This window comes from Pseudonocardia terrae, assembly GCF_021343995.1.
Lineage (GTDB): Bacteria > Actinomycetota > Actinomycetes > Mycobacteriales > Pseudonocardiaceae > Pseudonocardia > Pseudonocardia terrae.
Genome location: NZ_JAJTTE010000012.1, coordinates 25291 through 42383, shown reverse-complemented (window position 1 = coordinate 42383; position 17093 = coordinate 25291). Strand labels below are relative to the sequence as shown.

Annotated in this window: 18 protein-coding genes; 10 read left to right on the top strand and 8 right to left on the bottom strand. The window is 74.4% G+C overall.

Features of this window, described 5'->3' with window-relative positions:
- Positions 1-12: 12 nt before the first annotated feature.
- Together LWC33_RS10345 and LWC33_RS10340 are read right to left on the bottom strand one after the other, a co-directional pair.
- Positions 13-324, bottom strand: coding sequence for a magnesium transporter CorA family protein (locus tag LWC33_RS10345; protein ID WP_233304063.1), 312 nt, complete (start codon positions 322-324; stop codon positions 13-15).
- A gap of 155 nt (positions 325-479) precedes the next feature.
- Entirely contained in the window at positions 480-1049 is a 570-nt protein-coding gene (locus tag LWC33_RS10340; protein ID WP_233304062.1) for a hypothetical protein, read from the bottom strand.
- Positions 1050-1285: 236 nt separating this feature from the next.
- On the opposite strand from LWC33_RS10340, the gene LWC33_RS10335 reads away from it, so the two are divergent.
- The 6 genes from LWC33_RS10335 to LWC33_RS10310 all read left to right on the top strand — a co-directional run bounded on the left by LWC33_RS10335 (position 1286) and on the right by LWC33_RS10310 (position 7118).
- Complete coding sequence (locus LWC33_RS10335; RefSeq protein ID WP_233304061.1) at positions 1286-1867, top strand: hypothetical protein; 582 nt, start codon at positions 1286-1288, stop codon at positions 1865-1867.
- The gene (locus tag LWC33_RS10330; protein ID WP_233304060.1) at positions 1864-2892 is read left to right on the top strand and encodes a DNA polymerase IV; all 1029 of its coding nucleotides are present in this window, start codon (positions 1864-1866) and stop codon (positions 2890-2892) included. The genes LWC33_RS10335 and LWC33_RS10330 overlap by 4 nt, the downstream gene beginning before the upstream one ends.
- 311 nt (positions 2893-3203) lie before the next feature.
- Positions 3204-3989: a VOC family protein gene (locus LWC33_RS10325; protein ID WP_233304059.1), complete on the top strand. Its 786-nt coding sequence runs from the start codon at positions 3204-3206 to the stop codon at positions 3987-3989.
- 80 nt (positions 3990-4069) lie between these two features.
- Entirely contained in the window at positions 4070-5491 is a 1422-nt protein-coding gene (locus LWC33_RS10320) for an MFS transporter (protein ID WP_233304058.1), read from the top strand.
- A 92-nt stretch (positions 5492-5583) separates the two neighbouring features.
- Positions 5584-5943, top strand: coding sequence for a hypothetical protein (locus LWC33_RS10315; RefSeq protein ID WP_233304057.1), 360 nt, complete (start codon positions 5584-5586; stop codon positions 5941-5943).
- Positions 5940-7118: an MFS transporter gene (locus tag LWC33_RS10310; RefSeq protein WP_233304056.1), complete on the top strand. Its 1179-nt coding sequence runs from the start codon at positions 5940-5942 to the stop codon at positions 7116-7118. The genes LWC33_RS10315 and LWC33_RS10310 overlap by 4 nt, the downstream gene beginning before the upstream one ends.
- 76 nt (positions 7119-7194) lie before the next feature.
- Here the strand turns inward: LWC33_RS10310 and LWC33_RS10305 are convergent, their stop codons facing one another.
- The 6 genes from LWC33_RS10305 to LWC33_RS10280 all read right to left on the bottom strand — a co-directional run bounded on the left by LWC33_RS10305 (position 7195) and on the right by LWC33_RS10280 (position 14585).
- Positions 7195-9705 (bottom strand): ATP-dependent Clp protease ATP-binding subunit, encoded by a 2511-nt coding sequence (locus LWC33_RS10305; protein WP_372476587.1) that lies wholly within the window; start codon positions 9703-9705, stop codon positions 7195-7197.
- A gap of 165 nt (positions 9706-9870) precedes the next feature.
- Entirely contained in the window at positions 9871-10635 is a 765-nt protein-coding gene (locus tag LWC33_RS10300) for a crotonase/enoyl-CoA hydratase family protein (protein ID WP_233304055.1), read from the bottom strand.
- Positions 10636-10722: 87 nt separating this feature from the next.
- Complete coding sequence (locus LWC33_RS10295) at positions 10723-11778, bottom strand: LacI family DNA-binding transcriptional regulator (RefSeq protein WP_233304054.1); 1056 nt, start codon at positions 11776-11778, stop codon at positions 10723-10725.
- An 85-nt stretch (positions 11779-11863) separates the two neighbouring features.
- Positions 11864-13093: an NAD(P)/FAD-dependent oxidoreductase gene (locus tag LWC33_RS35905; RefSeq protein ID WP_233304053.1), complete on the bottom strand. Its 1230-nt coding sequence runs from the start codon at positions 13091-13093 to the stop codon at positions 11864-11866.
- Complete coding sequence (locus LWC33_RS10285) at positions 13090-13404, bottom strand: MocE family 2Fe-2S type ferredoxin (RefSeq protein ID WP_233304052.1); 315 nt, start codon at positions 13402-13404, stop codon at positions 13090-13092. Before LWC33_RS10285 ends, LWC33_RS35905 begins: the two co-directional genes overlap by 4 nt.
- Positions 13405-13424: 20 nt before the next feature.
- Positions 13425-14585, bottom strand: coding sequence for a fatty acid desaturase family protein (locus tag LWC33_RS10280; RefSeq protein ID WP_233304051.1), 1161 nt, complete (start codon positions 14583-14585; stop codon positions 13425-13427).
- A 280-nt stretch (positions 14586-14865) separates the two neighbouring features.
- Between LWC33_RS10280 and LWC33_RS10275 the strand changes: the two genes are divergently transcribed.
- The 4 genes from LWC33_RS10275 to LWC33_RS10265 all read left to right on the top strand — a co-directional run bounded on the left by LWC33_RS10275 (position 14866) and on the right by LWC33_RS10265 (position 17092).
- Positions 14866-15045, top strand: a complete 180-nt coding sequence (locus tag LWC33_RS10275) for a hypothetical protein (RefSeq protein WP_233304050.1) — start codon at positions 14866-14868, stop codon at positions 15043-15045.
- Positions 15046-15365: 320 nt separating this feature from the next.
- Positions 15366-15443 (top strand): putative leader peptide, encoded by a 78-nt coding sequence (locus LWC33_RS36495; protein ID WP_372476589.1) that lies wholly within the window; start codon positions 15366-15368, stop codon positions 15441-15443.
- Positions 15444-15545: 102 nt separating this feature from the next.
- Positions 15546-16400 carry an ABC transporter permease gene (locus tag LWC33_RS10270; RefSeq protein ID WP_233304049.1) on the top strand — a complete coding sequence of 285 codons (855 nt, stop codon included), beginning with the start codon at positions 15546-15548 and terminating at the stop codon, positions 16398-16400.
- The gene (locus tag LWC33_RS10265; protein WP_233304048.1) at positions 16397-17092 is read left to right on the top strand and encodes an ABC transporter ATP-binding protein; all 696 of its coding nucleotides are present in this window, start codon (positions 16397-16399) and stop codon (positions 17090-17092) included. Before LWC33_RS10270 ends, LWC33_RS10265 begins: the two co-directional genes overlap by 4 nt.
- Position 17093 lies beyond the last annotated feature (1 nt).

The following is a 17093-nucleotide window of genomic DNA, read 5'->3' as shown; positions in this document are numbered from 1 at the left end:
ATCCCAGCGCCATCAGCCCAACGGCGCGTCGTCGCCGTAGCGCACGGCCGGCGCGGTGTCGGTCAGCTCGTCACAGAGATCGGACAGGCGCGAGTCCAGGCGCTGCTGCACGCGCTCGAGCGAGTCGAGCTCCGTCATGACCTCCAGGGTCGAGCGCGGTCCGTCGATGCCGGACAGCGCGCGACGCAGCTCCCCGCGGAGCTCGGCGATCCGCTCGCGGCACTCCTCGACGGCACGGCGGTGTGCGCCGAGGCGGGCCCGCTGGCCGGCGTCGAGCGAGTCGGGCACGGAGTCGATGCGCTCCTGCAGGCGGTACGGGTTCACGGACGTTCCTCCCCGGTGGTGGACGGGTGTCGACGATCACCGTGTGATCGTCGACACACGCGACGGTAGCCGAGGTCGGGGTCGCCGGAAAGACGGAACTCAAACCCGTCCCGGGTCGCGGGACGACGCAGAAGGATCAGCGGGAACGGGCGCAATCAGGCGGAGCGGCGGTCCCGCTGGTGCGGGATCGCGGCGAGCGCCGCCGCAGCCCGCGGGTCGAGCGGGCTCCCCGTGGCCTGCTCCGGGACCTCGGCGGCGCGCCGCCGTTCGCGGACCAGGTCGGTGGTCAGGTGGTAGTGACCGTGACGGGAGCGCTTGCAGACATAGGCCCGCTGCGCCCGGGCGCCGAGCTCCTCCAGCTCGCGGGCAGCCGCTTCCGCGGACTCGCGATCCGGGTAGATCACCTTGCCGTCCGCCCCGACGCCCTGCCGCCGCGGCGCGGTGCCGGCGAGCTCGGCACGGCTCGGCTTGCAGAAGATCGGGCGGCCCGTGCTCATCAGCCGCGCATAGCGCAGCAGGATCCGTGCGCGGTCCGGGTCGCGGACCGGGCCCCGCGGCTCCATCGGCTCGCGCTCGGCGGCCTCCGGCGACACCCGCGGGCGCGGGGTGAGGCGGCGGACCTTCGCGAGGTCGCAGGGCGACGGAGCCTGGCGCGGGACGAACGGCCGCACGCCCTCGGCCTCCCCGGTGCCGCCGGGGGTGCCGTGCTCCTGCTCGCCACTCATCTCGTCCTCCAACTGTCCGTCGCCAGTGGAACGCTCGTCGTTTCCTGGATCGTGGGAGCCATCCTGCCCCGTTACCGGCCGGCCGCGGTGTCGCACGATCGTGTCGTTTCCGCATTTCGCTCACCGTGAGTAGCAGTTCGCTCGCCGGCATGACGACTCTGTGTGCCCGGATCGGTGCACAGCGCTGCCGGGAGAGCACCGCCGCCCCTATGCTCCTGCCACTCGGGGGAGGTGCCATGTCGACGGGAACGGGCGAGTGGACCGGGATGTTCGGCCGTTCTTCGCTTGCGCCGACCGTCTTCGACGTCGCTCCGGACACGCGTTCCCGGGTCCGCGAGTGGCTCGCCGCGCAGAGCCTCCCGACGGCGTGGACGCGGCACCCGCACGCGCCCGCGGTCGACGCCTGGGCGGTGGCCGACGGCGGCGTCGTAGCCGTCTCACGGTGGTCGCCGGCCGGGGCACCCGACGCCGACGGGGCCCTGCCCAGCGGGCTGTACGTCGTCGGGTTCGGGGCGTTCCGGCTGCTCACCGCGGCGCTCGGGGTGCCCCGCCCCGTCCGCCCGCTCCCCGGCGAGCCGCTGTTCGACCTCGACGCACTCTGCCGGGCGCACCGGGCTGCGTCCGCCTCCTGTCCCGACGCCGTCGAGCAGGCCGAGCTGCTCGCGACGTGCGTCGACCGGCGGACCCTGCGGCTGGTCGCGGGTGCCCTCGATGCCGCCGCGACGCCCGCCCGGTCCGGGATCGTCGCGCCCGACGGGTGCCGCCCGTCGCCGTTCCCGCGCGACCGGCCACCCGCGGCGGGCACACTCACGGGGTGACCCGCTGGGTGCTGCACGTCGACCTGGACCAGTTCCTGGCCGCCGTCGAGCAGCGGCGGCACCCCGAGCTGGCCGGCCGCCCGGTGGTCGTCGGCGGCAACGGCGACCCCGCCGCGCGGACCGTCGTGGCGACCGCCTCGTACGAGGCGCGGGAGTTCGGCGTGCACTCCGGGATGCCGATGCGGCTGGCCGCGCGGAAGTGCCCCGACGCCGTCTTCCTCCCCGCCGACAACCCGGCCTACGAGGCGGCGTCGGAGGAGGTGATGGCGGTGCTGAGGGAGTTCCCGGTGGTCGTCGAGGTGATCGGCTGGGACGAGGCCTTCCTGCAGTGGGACGGCGAGGACCCGGAGGCCCTCGCCCGCCGGATCCAGGCCGAGGTGCGCGCCCGCACCCGCCTGTCGTGCGCGGTCGGGATCGGCGACAACACGCTGCGCGCCAAGACGGCGACCGGTTTCGCCAAGCCCGGCGGCGTCCACCGGATCACGGCGCACAACTGGTTCGCGACGCTCGGCGACCGGCCCACCGAGGCCCTGCACGGGATCGGCACGAAGACCGCCCGCAAGCTCGCCGAGCTCGGCATTCACACCGTCGCCCAGCTCGCCGAGGCCTCCCCCACGGCCGTCGGCGAGCGGCTCGGTCCGCGGATGGGGCCGTACTACGTCTCGCTCGGCCGTGGCATGGGACGCGCCGAGATGGAGGCCTCGCCGTACGTCCCGCGCTCGCGCAGCCGCGAGACGACGTTCCCGGCGAACCTCGAGGACTGGACGGCGGTACTCGCCGAGGTGTCCGCGTTGACGGCGCGGGTGGCCGAGGACGTCACCGTCGAGGGCCGCGACGTCGCCCGGGTCGGCGTCAAGGTCCGCTACGCGCCGTTCCTGACCCGGACCCGCAGCACCACCCTCCCCGCCCCGACCCGCGACCCCGCGGTCCTCGAGGCCGCCGCACTGGAGGTCGCCGGCTGGTTCCGGCAGGACCGCGCGGTGCGACTGCTCGGAGTGCGGGCGGAGTTCGTGGACGGCGCGTAACGGACCGGGCCGCGCGTGACCGGGCTTCCGCACCCTCGACGGGCTCCTCCGGCAGTTCCTCCGGGTCACGAGCCGGCTCGTCGAGCTCGTCCGGATCAGCGGTGCAGAACCCGTACCCGGGCTACACCGGCCCGCGGTGCTATGCGCCCGGGGGAAGACCTCGAAGCCGTGCTGAGGCCGTGACGACCGGCCGCCGGGAGCGGAACCGACTGCGGGCGGACGACCGCTCGGCGCACCGTTCTCCGGAATCGTCGGTGCCCGGTGGGACGCTCCGCTGCGCACCGGCATCCGCTGCTCCGGAGGAGATCGCCATGCCCTTCACCGACACCCCGTGGCCCAACGGCTCGCCCTGCTGGGCCGACATCGCGGTACCCGATCTCCCGGCGGCGCTCGCCTTCTACGGCGCCGTGATCGGGTGGTCGTTCGTCGACACGGGCGAGGAGTACGGCCACTTCAACCTCTGCCAGACCGAGGGCCGTGCGGCCGCCGGCATCGGGCCCGTCATGCAGGAGGGCCAGCCCAGCTTCTGGACCCTCTACCTCGCGACGGACGACGTCGAGGCCACCACCAAGCTCGTCACGGACGGCGGCGGGTCGGTGCTCGCCGGCCCGATGGACATCCCGGAGACCGGCCGGATGGCCGTGTGCGCGGACTCGACCGGCGGCGTGTTCGGGCTCTGGCAGGCGGCCGGGCAGGTCGGGATCGAGGTGTTCAACCAGCCCGGCTCGCTGGTGTGGGAGGACGCGCGGCTCACGGATGTCGAGCGCGGACGTGAGTTCTACGGCGGGCTCTTCCCGTACCGGTTCGCGGAGGTCCCGGGCCTCCCGCTCACGGAGTACGGCACCTTCGGGCTCGGCGACGAGCCGCTCGGCGGGATGGGCGGCACGATGGGCGCTCCCGAGGGCACCCCGAGCCACTGGCTCGTCTACTTCGGCGTCGAGTCGGTCGACGCGTCCGTCGCCGCCGCCGCCGAGCGCGGCGGGGGCGTGATGATGGCCGCGCAGGACACGCCGTTCGGGCGCATGGCGGTGCTCACCGATCCCTTCGGCGCCCCCTTCGCCCTGCACCAGGAGATCCTGGAGGGCGGCGAGGGCTGAGCCGGGCCGCGCCACTTGCTTTGCTTGCGTCAAGCAAACTACTGTGCCCGATAACTCCCGGGAAGGCAGGTGGCGCCCTCGTGTCCGAAACCGTCCGCGCCACGGCACCCGGGGAACTGCCGGCCGCGGACGGCGCCGAGCTCGCCCCGCTCCCTCGCCGGCGTGCCGTGTTCGCGGTCGTCGGGGTCGCCCTGCTGATGTTCTCGCTGGACCAGACCTCGGTGGCGACCGCGCTGACGACGCTGGAGCGGGACCTGGGCGCCAGCCTGGCGTGGGCGAGCTGGACGGTCACGATCTACGCGGTCGGCCAGATCCTCGCCCTGCCGCTCGGCGGCCGGCTCGCTGAGCAGTTCGGCCGGCGGCGGGTGTTCCTGTGGGCCGTCGCCACGTTCACGGCCCTGTCCTGCGCGTGCGCCGCGACCACGGACATCGGCCAGCTGATCGCCTGCCGGTTCGTGCAGGGCCTGGCCGGCGGGCTCATGCTGCCGGCGGCCAACGGCATCGTCGCCCACGCGTTCGGCCGGGACCGCGACCGGGCGCTGGCCCTGTTCACCAGCGTCTTCCCGATCGGCGCCATCCTCGGCCCGCTGGTCGGCGGCCTGATCCTCACCGTGTGGTCGTGGCGCGGGATCTTCCTGGTCAACCTGCCGATCGGCGCGGTGCTCGTGGTGGCCGGGGCGCTCCTGATCCAGGACCCGCCGCGGAGCCGCGCGGAGCGCGTCGACGTCGCCGGCATCGGGCTGCTGACCGTGGCGCTGCTCGCGATGATGGTCGCGATCACCCGGGTCGGCGCGATCGCCGACGGGGTCGCGGGGCCCGTCGGGGTGGCCCTGGCCGGCGCGGTGGCCCTCGTCGCGGGCGCATTCTTCCTGCGGCACGCTCGCCGGCACGCCGACGCCGTCGTGCCGGCGCGGCTGCTCAGCGGCGGCGGACTCGGGATCATGAACATCACGAACGTGCTGTTCGGGGCGGCGATCATCGGTTTCTCCGCGCTCCTGCCGCTCTACGCCCAGGTCCGCTACGCCGTGCTCCCGCTGGCCGCCGGCGTCCTGCTGACCGCCCGGGCGATCGGCACGATCGCCTCGTCCGGGGTGTCGGTCGCGCTGCTGCGCCGCGTGGGGCACCGGCCGCTGCTGCTGGTCGGGCTGGGCGGGATCGTCGCCGGCCTGGTCCTCGGCGCCCTGCCGCCCGCGGGGGTCTCCCCCGCGGCGTGGCTGACCCTCGCCGCGGCCGTGACCGGGCTCGGGATGGGTCTCGCGGGCCCGGCGGCGAACAACGCCGGGATGCACCTGGTGCGCGACGACGTCACCGCCGTCTCGGGGCTGCGGATCATGTTCCGGCAGATCGGCGGCATCGCGGCGGTCTCGGCGACGACCGCGGCCGTCACCGCCTCCGACGATCCCGGCCTCGCGGCGGCGATCTGCTTCGTCGTGCTGGCCGGCCTGCTGACCGCGGCGGCGGTCGCGGCCGCGCGCCTGCCGAACCACCGCGGGCGGTGGTGACCTCTCCGGGCGAGCCCGCGGCCCCGCGAAGCACGACCCCGGACACCGCCGCGGCCACGACCACCGGCATGCCGGAACCTAGGATCGCGGGCGTGGAGACCTGGACGGCCGCGCAGTGCGCGGAGGCGTGGGGCGTGCGGCCCGGGACCTGGGCGAGCTACGTCTCCCGCGGCCAGGCACCGGCCGCGCTCCCCGGCGACGGGCCCCGCCGCTGGTCCGCCGACGAGGTCCGTGCCTTCCCCCGCCCCGGAGCCGGCCGCTCGCGCGCGGGCGCCGGCGACGAGGCACAGGCGCTGCTGGCCGAGATGACGGACGTGGCCGTGCGGATGGAGGAGCTGCGCGCCGAGCAACGCCGCCTCCTGCTCGAGGGCCGCGAACGCGGGCTCGAGATCAGCCCCATGGCGAAGGCCCTCGGGATCTCCCGCCAGACCGCGTACGCCTGGCTGGGATGAGCTCCACGACGGAACCACCCGGCGGCCGCGGCGCCCTGCGGCTGCTGCAGGCCGCGGTGGCGACCAGCAGCCTCGACCGGTTCGCCATCTCGCCGCTGCTGCTCGCGATCGGGGCGGAGCTGGGCGCGTCGCTGGCCCAGTCTGCCGCGGTCGCCTCGGCGTACTTCCTGGCCTACGGCCTCCTGCAGCCCGTGTGGGGCATGCTCGGCGACCGGATCGGGCTGGTCCGGGTCATGCGGATCGCGCTCGTGATCGCCGGGATCGCCGGGGTCGCGTCGGCGTTCGCACCGTCCGTGCTGGTCCTGGCCCTGCTGCGGACGATCACGGGTGGCTGCTTCGGCGCGGTCAACCCGGCGGGTCTGGTCTACGTCGGCGACACCTGGCCGCAGTCCATCCGGCAGCGGGCCCTGGTGGACCTGGCCGCGGCGACGTCGTTCGGCGTCGCCGTCGCCACCGCCGGGGCCGGCGCCCTCGGGGACTGGGCCGGCTGGCGCGTGGTGCTGGCCGTGACCGCGCTCCTCGCGCTCATGCTCGGCGTCGTCCTGCGCCGGCTGCCCGAACCGCCGCGCAAGACGCCGTCCGCCCCGCTGCAGGCGCTGGCGACGGTCCTGCGCGAGCGGTGGGCCCTCGTCGTGCTGGTCCTGGTCTTCGCCGAGGGTGCGGTGGTGATCGGCGTGCTCACCTATGTCGCGCCCGCCGTCGAGTCCCTCGGTTTCTCCCCGACGGTCTCCGGGCTCGCGGCGGCCGGCTACGGCGTGGGCGTGGTGCTGTTCTCCCGCTCGGTCCGCCCGCTCGTCGGCCGCTTGTCGACGACCGCGCTCGCCGCCGTCGGCGGGGTCCTGCTGGTCGCGGGGTGGGGCGTCCCCGCAGCCGCGGTGACCCTGCCGACGGCGGTGGTGGGCGGTCTGCTGCTGGGCGGCGCCTGGGCCTTCCTGCACTCCACCCTGCAGAACTGGGCGACCTCGGTGGTTCCGCAGGAGCGGGCGACCACGATCGCGCTCTTCGCCGCGACCCTGTTCCTCGGCAGCGCCGCCGGCACCGCCGTGGCCGGCCCGGCGGCCGACGCGGGCGACTTCCCCGCCATCCTCCGGGTCACGCTGGTGGCCTCGGCGGCGCTGGCCGTGGCCGCCCCGCTGCTCCTCGCCCGCTACGCCCGCCGCTCCCGCGCGGGGTGAGGGATCGCCGCGCTCCTCGGCGACGGCCGCTGAGGAACCGCCTGGGCGGTGGGGACGGCGGCGCTGCGGAACCGCCTCAGCCCACCGGCTCGGGCGCCGGCCGCACGCTGAGGTCGAGCGCGTCGTCCTTCACGCCCACGTGCACCCGCGCGCCCTCGTCGATCTGCTCGGCCAGCAGCAGCCCGGCGAGCCGGTTCTCCAGCTCGCGGCGGATGGTGCGGCGCAGCGGCCGGGCGCCGAACTCGGGCTGGTAGCCGTGCTCGGAGAGCCAGTGGACGGCCTCGGGATCGACGTCGAGCGCGATGTGCCGCTCGGACAACCGCTCCTCCACCTCGTGCAGCAGGTGGCCGGTGATCTCCTCGAGCTGCTCGGGCTCGAGCCGGCGGAAGACGATGGTCTCGTCGATCCGGTTGAGGAACTCCGGCCGGAAGACCTCGCGCAGCCGCGGCATCAGCCGTTCCCGCAGCACCGCGTCCTCCGGCGCCTCGGACGTGCGCTCGGCGGTGGAGCCGAAGCCCAGGGTCGCGCCGCGGCTGGTGATCAGCTCCGACCCCACGTTCGAGGTCATGATGATCACCGTGTTGCGGAAGTCGACCGTGCGGCCCTGCCCGTCGGTGAGCCGGCCGTCGTCGAGGACCTGCAGCAGCGTGTTGAAGACGTCCGGGTGCGCCTTCTCGATCTCGTCGAGCAGCAGCACCGAGTACGGGCGGCGCCGGACGGCCTCGGTGAGCTCGCCGGACTCGCCGTAGCCGACGTAGCCGGGGGGCGCCCCGACCATCCGGGCGACCGTGTGCCGTTCGCCGTACTCGCTCATGTCGAGGCGGACCATCCGGTCCTCCTCGCCGAACAGCGCCACGGCGAGCGCCTTGGCCAGCTCGGTCTTGCCGACGCCGGTCGGACCGAGGAACAGGAAGCTGCCCACGGGCCGGTCGGGATCGCCGAGCCCGGTGCGCGAGCGGCGGATGGCCTCGGCGACCGCCTGCACCGCCTCGTCCTGCCCGACGACGCGCCGGTGCAGCTCGTCCTCCAGGCGCAGCAGCCGCTCCCGCTCGGTCTCGGTGAGCTGCGCGACGGGGATCCCGGTGGAGCGGGAGATGACCTCGGCGATGTCCTCGATGCCGACCTCGGGCACCCCGCCCGGACCCGCGCCCCGGCCGGCCGCGAGCTGCGTGCGGACCTCCGCGATCTCGTCCCGGAGCTCGCCGGCGCGCTCGAACTGCTCGTCGGCCACGCACTGGTCCTTGTCCCGGGTCAGCTGCTCGAGGCGCTGCTCCAGGTCACGACGGTCGACGCTCGGCGTTCGGGTGCGCAGCCGCACCCGGGCGCCCGCCTGGTCCACCAGGTCGATCGCCTTGTCCGGCAGGAAGCGGTCGGTGATGTAGCGGTCCGAGAGCTCCGCGGCGCCCTCGAGCGCCTCCTCCGTGTAGCGGACCTGGTGGTGCGCCTCGTACCGGTCCCGTAGCCCGCACAGGATGGCGTAGGTGTCCTCGACCGACGGCTCCGGCACGTAGACGGCCTGGAACCGGCGGGCCAGCGCGGCGTCGGACTCGATGTGGCGGCGGTACTCGTCGAGCGTCGTGGCGCCGATGACGTGCAGCTCACCGCGGGCGAGCGCGGGCTTGAGCAGGTTGCCGGCGTCCATCGACCCGCCGCCGCCGTCGCCGCCTCCGCCGGACCCGGCGCCGACCATGGTGTGGAGCTCGTCGATGAAGACGATCAGCTCCTTGGTGTGGGCCCGGATCTCCTCGATCACCGAGCGCATCCGCTCCTCGAAGTCGCCGCGGTAGCGGGTGCCGGCGACGACCCCGGACAGGTCCAGCTGCACGACGCGCCGGCCCTTCAGCGTGTCGGGGACCTCGCCGTCGGCGATGCGCTGGGCGATGCCCTCGACCACGGCCGTCTTGCCGACGCCGGCCTCGCCGATCAGCACCGGGTTGTTCTTGGTCCGCCGCGAGAGGACCTCGATCGTCTGCTCGATCTCGTCCGCGCGGCCGATGACCGGGTCGAGCCGGCCGTCGCGGGCGGCCTGCGTGAGGTCCTGGCCGTACTGGTCCAGCGTGGGGGTCGACGAGTTCGCGGGCGCCTCGGGGGCCGGGCCGCCGGTGCGGGTCTGCCCCGCGCTCGGCGCGAACCGGGCCTCCGCGAGCAACCGGCCGGCCGCGGACTCCTCGTTGGCGGCCAGCGCGAGCAGCAGGTGCTCCGGGCCGATGTAGGTGGAGCCGAACGAGCGGGAGATCTGGTGCCCGTCGAGCAGCGCGCGCTTCGCGGCCGGGGTGAGCGCCGGGGCGCGGCCGGTCTGCTCGCCGCGCGGCAGCCCCTTCTCCAGCGCGTCGGCGACGGTGTCGGGGTCCGCCCCGGCCCGGGCGAGCCACTTGCGGGTCGGCTCGAAGCGGGTCGCGGCGAGCAGCATGTGCGTCGCGTCGAGATCGGCGTCGCCGCGGTCGACCGCCTCCTGGGCCGCGGCGGCCATGATCTCCTTCGCGCCCTGGCTCATGAGTCGCGTCAGGTCGATCCGGTGCACGGGGCCGCGCGGATCGCCGGGACCCGTGTGCGGGAAGCCTGATCCGGGCCCGAAGAAGCCGGTCACGGGGAGTCTCCTCTCGACGGGTGTCCGACGGGAGGGTGTTCCCGTCGGCCACCCGGCGAAACCGTTCCCGTGGCCCGCGCCACCTCCTGCGCGGGCCGGGGCCAGCGGCCGATCAGCGGCCGACGGGGCTGGTCAGGGCCGGGTCAGGTCCGGGTCAGGTCCGGGTCAGCGGCCCTTCCACACCGGCGCACGCTTCTCCGCGAACGCCGTGGCGCCCTCCTTGGCATCCTCCGAGGAGAACACCGGGCGGATGATCGGCTCCTGCTTCGCCCACATGTCGGCGAGCGTCCAGTCCACGGTCTGCCGCGCGACCTCCTTGGTCGCGGCCACGGCCAGCGGCCCGTTCGCGGCGATCGTCTCGCCCAGCGCGACCGCGCCCTCGAGGGCGCCGCCCTCCTCCGTCACCCGGTTGACCAGGCCCACCTCCGCGGCGCGCTCGGCGGAGATCGGGTCGCCGGTGAGCAGCAGCTCCAGGGCGATCGCCGGCGGCAGCCGCCGCGGCAGGTGCAGCGCGGCCCCGCCCGCGGCGACCAGCGAGCGCTTGACCTCGGGCACCCCGAACCGCGCGGTCCGCGCGGCGACGACGAGGTCGCACGCCAGCAGCAGCTCGAACCCGCCCGCCAGCGCCCAGCCCTCGACAGCGCCGATCAGCGGCTTGCGCGGCGGGGCCTGGGTGATCCCGCACAACCCGCGGCCCTCGATGGAGGGGCTCTCCCCACGCAGGAACGCCTTCAGGTCCATGCCGGCGGAGAAGGCACCGCCGGCCCCGGTGAGCACGCCGACCCGCAGCTCGTCCGACGCGTCGAGCTCGTCGACGGCCGCCGCGATCCCCTGCGCCACGCCGAGGTTCAGGGCGTTCTTCTGCTGCGGCCGGTTGATCGTGATGACCTGCACCGCACCGCGGCGCTCGACGAGGACCTCGTCCGACACGTTTCCTCCCACTGCCTTCTCGCCACTGCTCGCGGCTGACTGCTCGTCCGCGTCGCCCGAACTGAACGAACGCTCTACAAGAACACCCTAGAGCGCGGCCGGGCCCGCGGACACCCCCGCGGGTGCGCCCGTCGACCCGCGCACCTCCAGGGTCGGCGCGACCAGCTCCACCTCGCGGGCCCGCGCCGGTTCGGCCATCCGCCCCAGCAGCATCCGCGCGGCCCGCGCGCCGATGTGCTCGCCGGCTCCGTCGACGCTGGTCAGCCACACCGCGGGGAGGCGCGCCAGGCCGGAGTTGTCGAACCCGACGAGGGAGAGGTCCTCGGGGACGCGCAGCCCCAGCCGGACGGCGGCCGAGGACACGCCCATCGCGACCATGTCGTTGTAGGCGAAGACCGCGGTGGGTCGGTCCGGGCCCTGCAGCAGCGCGGACGCGGCGTGGCGGGCGCTCTCCTCGCTCACGTCGCTCGCCGCGACCCGGATCTCGGCGCCCAGCCCCGACGCCCGCATCGCCTCCTCGTACCCCTGCGCCCGGTCGCGGCCCGCGCTGCCGGGCGGGCCGGCGAGGTGCGCGATCCGGCGGTGCCCCAGCTCGACGAGGTGCCCGACGGCGAGGGCGGCGCCCGCGCGGTCGTCGTACGCCACGACGTCGACGGTCGGCAGGTCGCCGTCGTCGTCCAGGTCCCGCCCGCCGACGGCGACGGTCGGGATCCGGCGGGCCACATCGACCAGCGCGGCCGACGGCGGCCCGGAGCCGGCGACGATCAGGCCGTCGACGCCGAGCTCCAGGAACGACCAGGTCAGCGTGTCGTCCATCATCCGGTCGAGCCGGCCGTCGCCGAGCAGCATGTGCTTGCCCTCGGCGTGCAGCACGGGCCCGACCCCGTCGAGCACGTCGGCGAACCACGGCTGGTGCAGGTCGTTGAGCAGCACGCCGACGCTGTGCGAGCGACGCTCGGCCAGGCGGCGCGCGGCCGCGTTGGGCCGGTACCCCAGCTCCGCGATCGCGGCCAGCACCGCCTCCCGGCGGGCCGGGCTGACCTTCGGCGAGTCCCGCAGCACGAGCGAGACCAGCGACTTCGACACCCCGGCCCGGGCGGCGACCGTCTCCAGGGTCGGCCGGCCGGTCTCGCGGATCCCCACACGTGCCTCCCGGGACGGCAGCGGCGTCACGCTACCGCGTCGGATCCCATGCCGGACCCCACGCCGAGTCTCCCGCCGGCGTGCCTCACCCGACGGGCGACGGCGCCCGCAGCAGCGGCTTGAGCGCGACCCCGGGATCCGCCAGGGCCGCGGGGTCGGGTGCGGCCCGCTGCGCGATCAGCAGCTCGCCGATCCGGACGTCCTTGGCGACGGCGGTGCCCGTCCCGATCCCGGCGACGGCCACCAGGCGTCCGGCGTCGAGCCCGAACCACAGCTCGGCGCCGTCCGGCCGGACGCGGACCACCTCCTCGGTCGCTGCCCCGGGCAGGCCCGCGACCTGCAACGACAGCTCGTACTGGTCGCTCCAGAACCACGGCACCGCGGCGTAGGGCTCGGGGTCCCCGAGCAGCGCCCGGGCGGCGTGCACGCCCTGCTCCTGGGCGGCCCGCCACGACTCGAGCCGCACGCGGCGGTCGTCGTAGAGCGGATGCGGGAAGGAACAGCAGTCCCCCGCCGCGAACACGTCCGGCGCCGAGGTGGCCAGCGACCCGTCGACCACGATCCCGTCGGCCACCGCGAGGCCCGCGGCCGCGGCCAGGGCGGTCTCCGGGGCCGAGCCGATCCCGGCCACGACGACGTCGGTCTCGACGACCTGCCCGTCGGCGAGCACGATCCGGCCCGGCTCGAGCCGCGCGACCGGGCTGGCGCACCGGACGGCGACCCCGGCCTCCGCGTGCCGGGCGGCGACGCGGGCCGCGAGTCGTTCCGGCACCGCGCGGCCCATCAGCCGGGGCGCGGCCTCGACGACGGTCACGGCGCAGCCGAGCCCGGCGGCCGTGGCCGCCACCTCCAGGCCGATGAACCCGCCGCCGACGACCCCGACCCGGGTCCCCGGCCGCAGCCGCGCCTGCAGCGCGACGGCGTCGGCGTGGCTGCGCAGCACGAGCGCACCGGGCAGCGGGCGGGCCCGGGCGCCGGTCGCGAGGAGCAGCCGCTCGTAGCCGAGCACCCGGCCGTCGGCGAGCGCGACCTCGTGCGCCCGCACGTCGAGCGCGGTCGCCGCGACCCCGGCGAGGTGGGTCACCCCCGCGTCGACCAGCCGCTCCGGGGTGCAGAGCGGGGTGAGGTCGGCGGCCCCGGACAGCACCGCCTTCGACAGCGGCGGGCGCTCGTACGGGTGCCCGGGCTCGCCGCCGACGAGCGTGACCGGCCCTGCGTACCCCTCCTCACGCAGGGCCAGCGCCGCCCGGGTGCCGCACTCGCCGGCCCCGACGACCACGACGCCGCCGGGCACGACGCCGCCGGGCCCGGTCACGGGACCTCGATGTAGACGGTGCCGTCCTCGACCTTCGTCGGGTAGGTGCGCACGTCGACCAGCACCGGGGCGCCGAGCGCCTTGCCGCTGGTGTAGTCGAAGCGGCCGTTGTGCTTCGGGCACTCGATCACCCCGCCCATGACGAGGCCGTCGCAGAGCAGCTCGCGCTCGTGGGTGCAGTGGCCGTCGGTGGCGAAGAAGGCGTCGTCGGGCGAGCGGTACACGGCGTAGGCGTTGCCGGCGTGCTCGAACGAGATGACGTCCTCGGGGTCGACGTCGTCGGTCGCGCAGGCGGCGATCCACTGGGGCATGACGGGTCTCCTGTGGTGGGTCAGGCGGCGGTCGGGTCGGAGGCGGGGGCCGGGCTCGATGCGGCGCTCGATCCGGCGCTCGATCCGGCGGCGGCGAGCGGACGGGCCCGGCCGTCGGTCAGCTCGTTCGGGATGTGGAAGGGCGCGGCGCCGGGCAGGAGCTCGCGCTTGACGTAGTGGTCCTGGTCCTTCATCTGCCGCAGGACCGCGGGCACGATCTCCTTGTAGGCGGCCCACAGCGACGGGTAGACGGGCGCGCAGTCGTGCTTGACCTCCTCGTGCAGCTCCGGCAGCCGGTGGTACGGGACCATCGGGAACATGTGGTGCTCCACGTGGAAGTTCATGTTCCAGTAGAGGAAGCGGTTGACCCGGCACATCCGCACGGTGCGGGTGTTGAGCCGGTGGTCGAGCACGTTCTCACCCATGCCCGCGTGCTGGGTCAGCCCGTAGACGATGTGCATGAAGGTGCCGTAGATCCGCGGGCCGCCGATCAGCACCAGGGGCAGCCAGGTGCCGAACACGATCGCCGCGGCGACGGCCACCGCGTAGATCGCGAGCCAGATCCGGGCGGTGCGGTACACCGTGGGCCGCTCGGACTCGGGGACGTAGTCCGCCTCCTCGGCCGTGAGCCGCCCCGCGGCGTGGATCGCCATGGCCCGGAAGGCCAGCGGGACGTCGACGAGCCCGAAGAAGTTGGCCAGCAGCTTCGCGAGCCGCGCCGGGCGCATCACGTTGATCTCCGGGTCGCGGCCGACGACCAGGGTGTCGGTGTGGTGGCGGGTGTGGCTCCACCGGGACGCCGTCGGGTCGCGCATGATCATGAAGCAGGCGATCTGGTAGACCGCCTCGTCGAGCCAGCGGGTCGTGAACGCCGTCCCGTGCCCGGCCTCGTGCCAGCGGGAGTCCGAGGCCGAGCCGTAGAGCACGCCGTAGACCAGGAAGAACGGCACGGCCCACCAGCTGCCCCAGAGCGCGATCCCGGCGCCGGCGCACACGGCCATCAGCCCGATCCAGAGCGCGGTGTCCCGGATGGCCGGCGCGTCGGACCGGCGCATGAGTTCCTTCATCCGCTTGCGCGGGACGGCGCTGCGGAACCACGTCGCGCCGGCCAGCCCGGCCTCCACCGCGGCGCGGTTCTCGGGTCCGGTCAGGTCGTAGCGCTCGAGCCGTTCCCTACCCATGTCGTCGACCACCTCGTCGTCAGCCGGCGGAGCGCAGCATTGGAGCGCTCCAACGAGGACCAATGGTCGGGACCGTGCGGCGAACTGTCAAGACTTTGTCCTCACAAAACAGCAGATCCGGGACACGCCACCGCCCGTCCCCCGACCGTGGAGAGTCGACTCCGGTCGGTGGACTTTCCTTGCCGCACGGTGACCGACCGGGCGATGATTCTCGTGCACCCAACGGGCACGTCCCGTGACGGAGCGTAGGCAAGATCCCGGCGGCAGCAAGGAGACGACGATGTCGGGCGATCAGGATCCGCACAGCGACTACGGCTACGACCTCGCACACGAGCTCACGATCGCCCTGCGAACGCCGATGCGGCGCCCGCGCACCAGCGTCTCCGTCCCCGCCCAGATCCTGCGGCGAGAGATGGACCTGGACGCCGACCCCGCCCTCGACGCCGCTCCGGAGGTCTGACCCGGCGGGGTGAACGGAGACCGCGCGGGGGCCCGCGCGGTCACCCCTCCCCCGTGCGGCCCGCGTCGGTCGCCCGGGAGGGGCCGCCCCGTTCTCGACGGCGGGGCGACGCATTCCTCGAGGCGACCGGACCGGTGAGGACGGTCGGCGTCCGATTCCACCTCCTGAACCCGCACACCGGCCGACGCCCTTCAGTGCGGCGACCAATGTCCGGACTGTCGAACAGGCCGTCCCAGCAGGCAGAACGTCCCCTGTGACCGGCTTCGCAATCCCAACGTCCGGAGTTGGGAATCGCGCTCGATCGGGTTACCGTCGGTGTCATGACCGGCTCGACGCTCCTCACCACGCGGGGTCACATCGACCTCCAGCGTGTGGCGTCGGCCCTCTGTCCGCGCTGACGCCCTCGTCGGACCGCGCCGCCCCACCCACCGGCGGCGATCCATCCAGGGCGCCCGGCGTGTTCTGGCTCCCGGGTGCCCGTTCGCCCCCAAGGGACATCCATGACCACGACGCCCGAGCGGGCACGTGTGCAACCGCCCCCGTCCGCAGTGGACACCGTCACGCTGACGTCGGAGACCGCGCGCAAGGGCGACCGCCTGCCGCGCTGGGTCCTCAAGACGATCTCGCCGATCGTCCTGATCGCCCTGTGGCAGCTGCTGTCGAGCGTCGGTGTGCTCGAGGACGACACGCTCGCCTCGCCGTGGACCGTGGTGCAGACGGCCGCGGGCATGTGGGCGGACGGCTCGCTGCAGAGCGCTGTGATCACCTCGGTGATCCGGGTGCTCGCCGGCCTGGGGGTCGGCCTGGTCGCGGCGGTCGTGCTCGCCACGCTCGCGGGGCTCTTCCGCCGCGGTGAGGACATCATCGACGCGCCGATGCAGATGCTGCGGACCGTGCCGGTCATCGGCCTCATCCCACTGCTGATCATCTGGTTCGGGATCAACGAGGAGCCCAAGATCATCCTGGTCGGGCTCGCGGTGACCTTCCCGCTCTACATGAACCTCTACGGCGGCATCCGCAACGTCGACGCCTCGCTCATCGAGGCCGCGCGGACGCTCGGGCTGGGCTGGTTCGGCCAGGTCCGGCACGTGATCCTGCCGTCGGCGATGCCGCAGTTCCTGATCGGCCTGCGCTACGCGCTGGGCACCGCCTGGCTGGCCCTGGTCTTCGGCGAGACGATCAACGCGACCTCCGGCATCGGCTACGAGATGAACAAGGCCCGCGAGTTCTTCGCGACGGACATCATCGTCGTCTGCCTGGCGCTCTACGCGATCCTCGGCCTGGTCGCGGACATGATCGTGCGTGGTCTCGAGAGGGGGCTGCTGTCGTGGCGACCGGCGTTCAGCGGGAAGTGACCCCGAAGGCGGTCTCCGTCCGCGGCCTCACCCGCAGGTTCGACGACCGGGCCGTGATCGAGGACCTGGACCTCGACATCGAGCCCGGCCAGTTCGTCGCCCTGCTCGGCGCGTCCGGCTGCGGCAAGTCCACCCTGCTGCGGATCCTCGCGGACCTGGACCGGGACGTCTCCGGCGAGGTCACCGTGCCCCGCAAGCGGGCCGTCGGCTTCCAGGCCCCGCGGCTGATGCCGTGGAAGAAGGTGTGGCGCAACGTCGTCCTGGGCCTGCCCGGCAAGCCGAACCGCGAGCGCGCCGTCGCCGCGCTCACCGAGGTGGGCCTCGTCCACCGCGTCGACGTGTGGCCGAAGGTGCTCTCCGGCGGCGAGGCGCAGCGCGCCGCCCTGGCCCGCGCCCTGGTCCGCGAGCCGGACCTGCTGCTGCTCGACGAGCCGTTCTCCGCGCTCGACGCGCTCACCCGGATCACCGCCCGCGGGCTGGTCGACGAGGTGTGGCAGCGGCACGGCTGCGCGGTCCTGCTCGTCACCCACGACGTCGAGGAGGCCCTCGCGCTCGCCGACCGCGTGCTGGTCATGCAGGACGGGAAGATCGGCTACGACGCCCCCGTCGACCTCGACCGGCCCCGCGACGTCACCGACCCCGAGTTCCAGCGCCTGCGCGCCGAGCTGCTCGCACGCCTCGGCGTGCACTGAA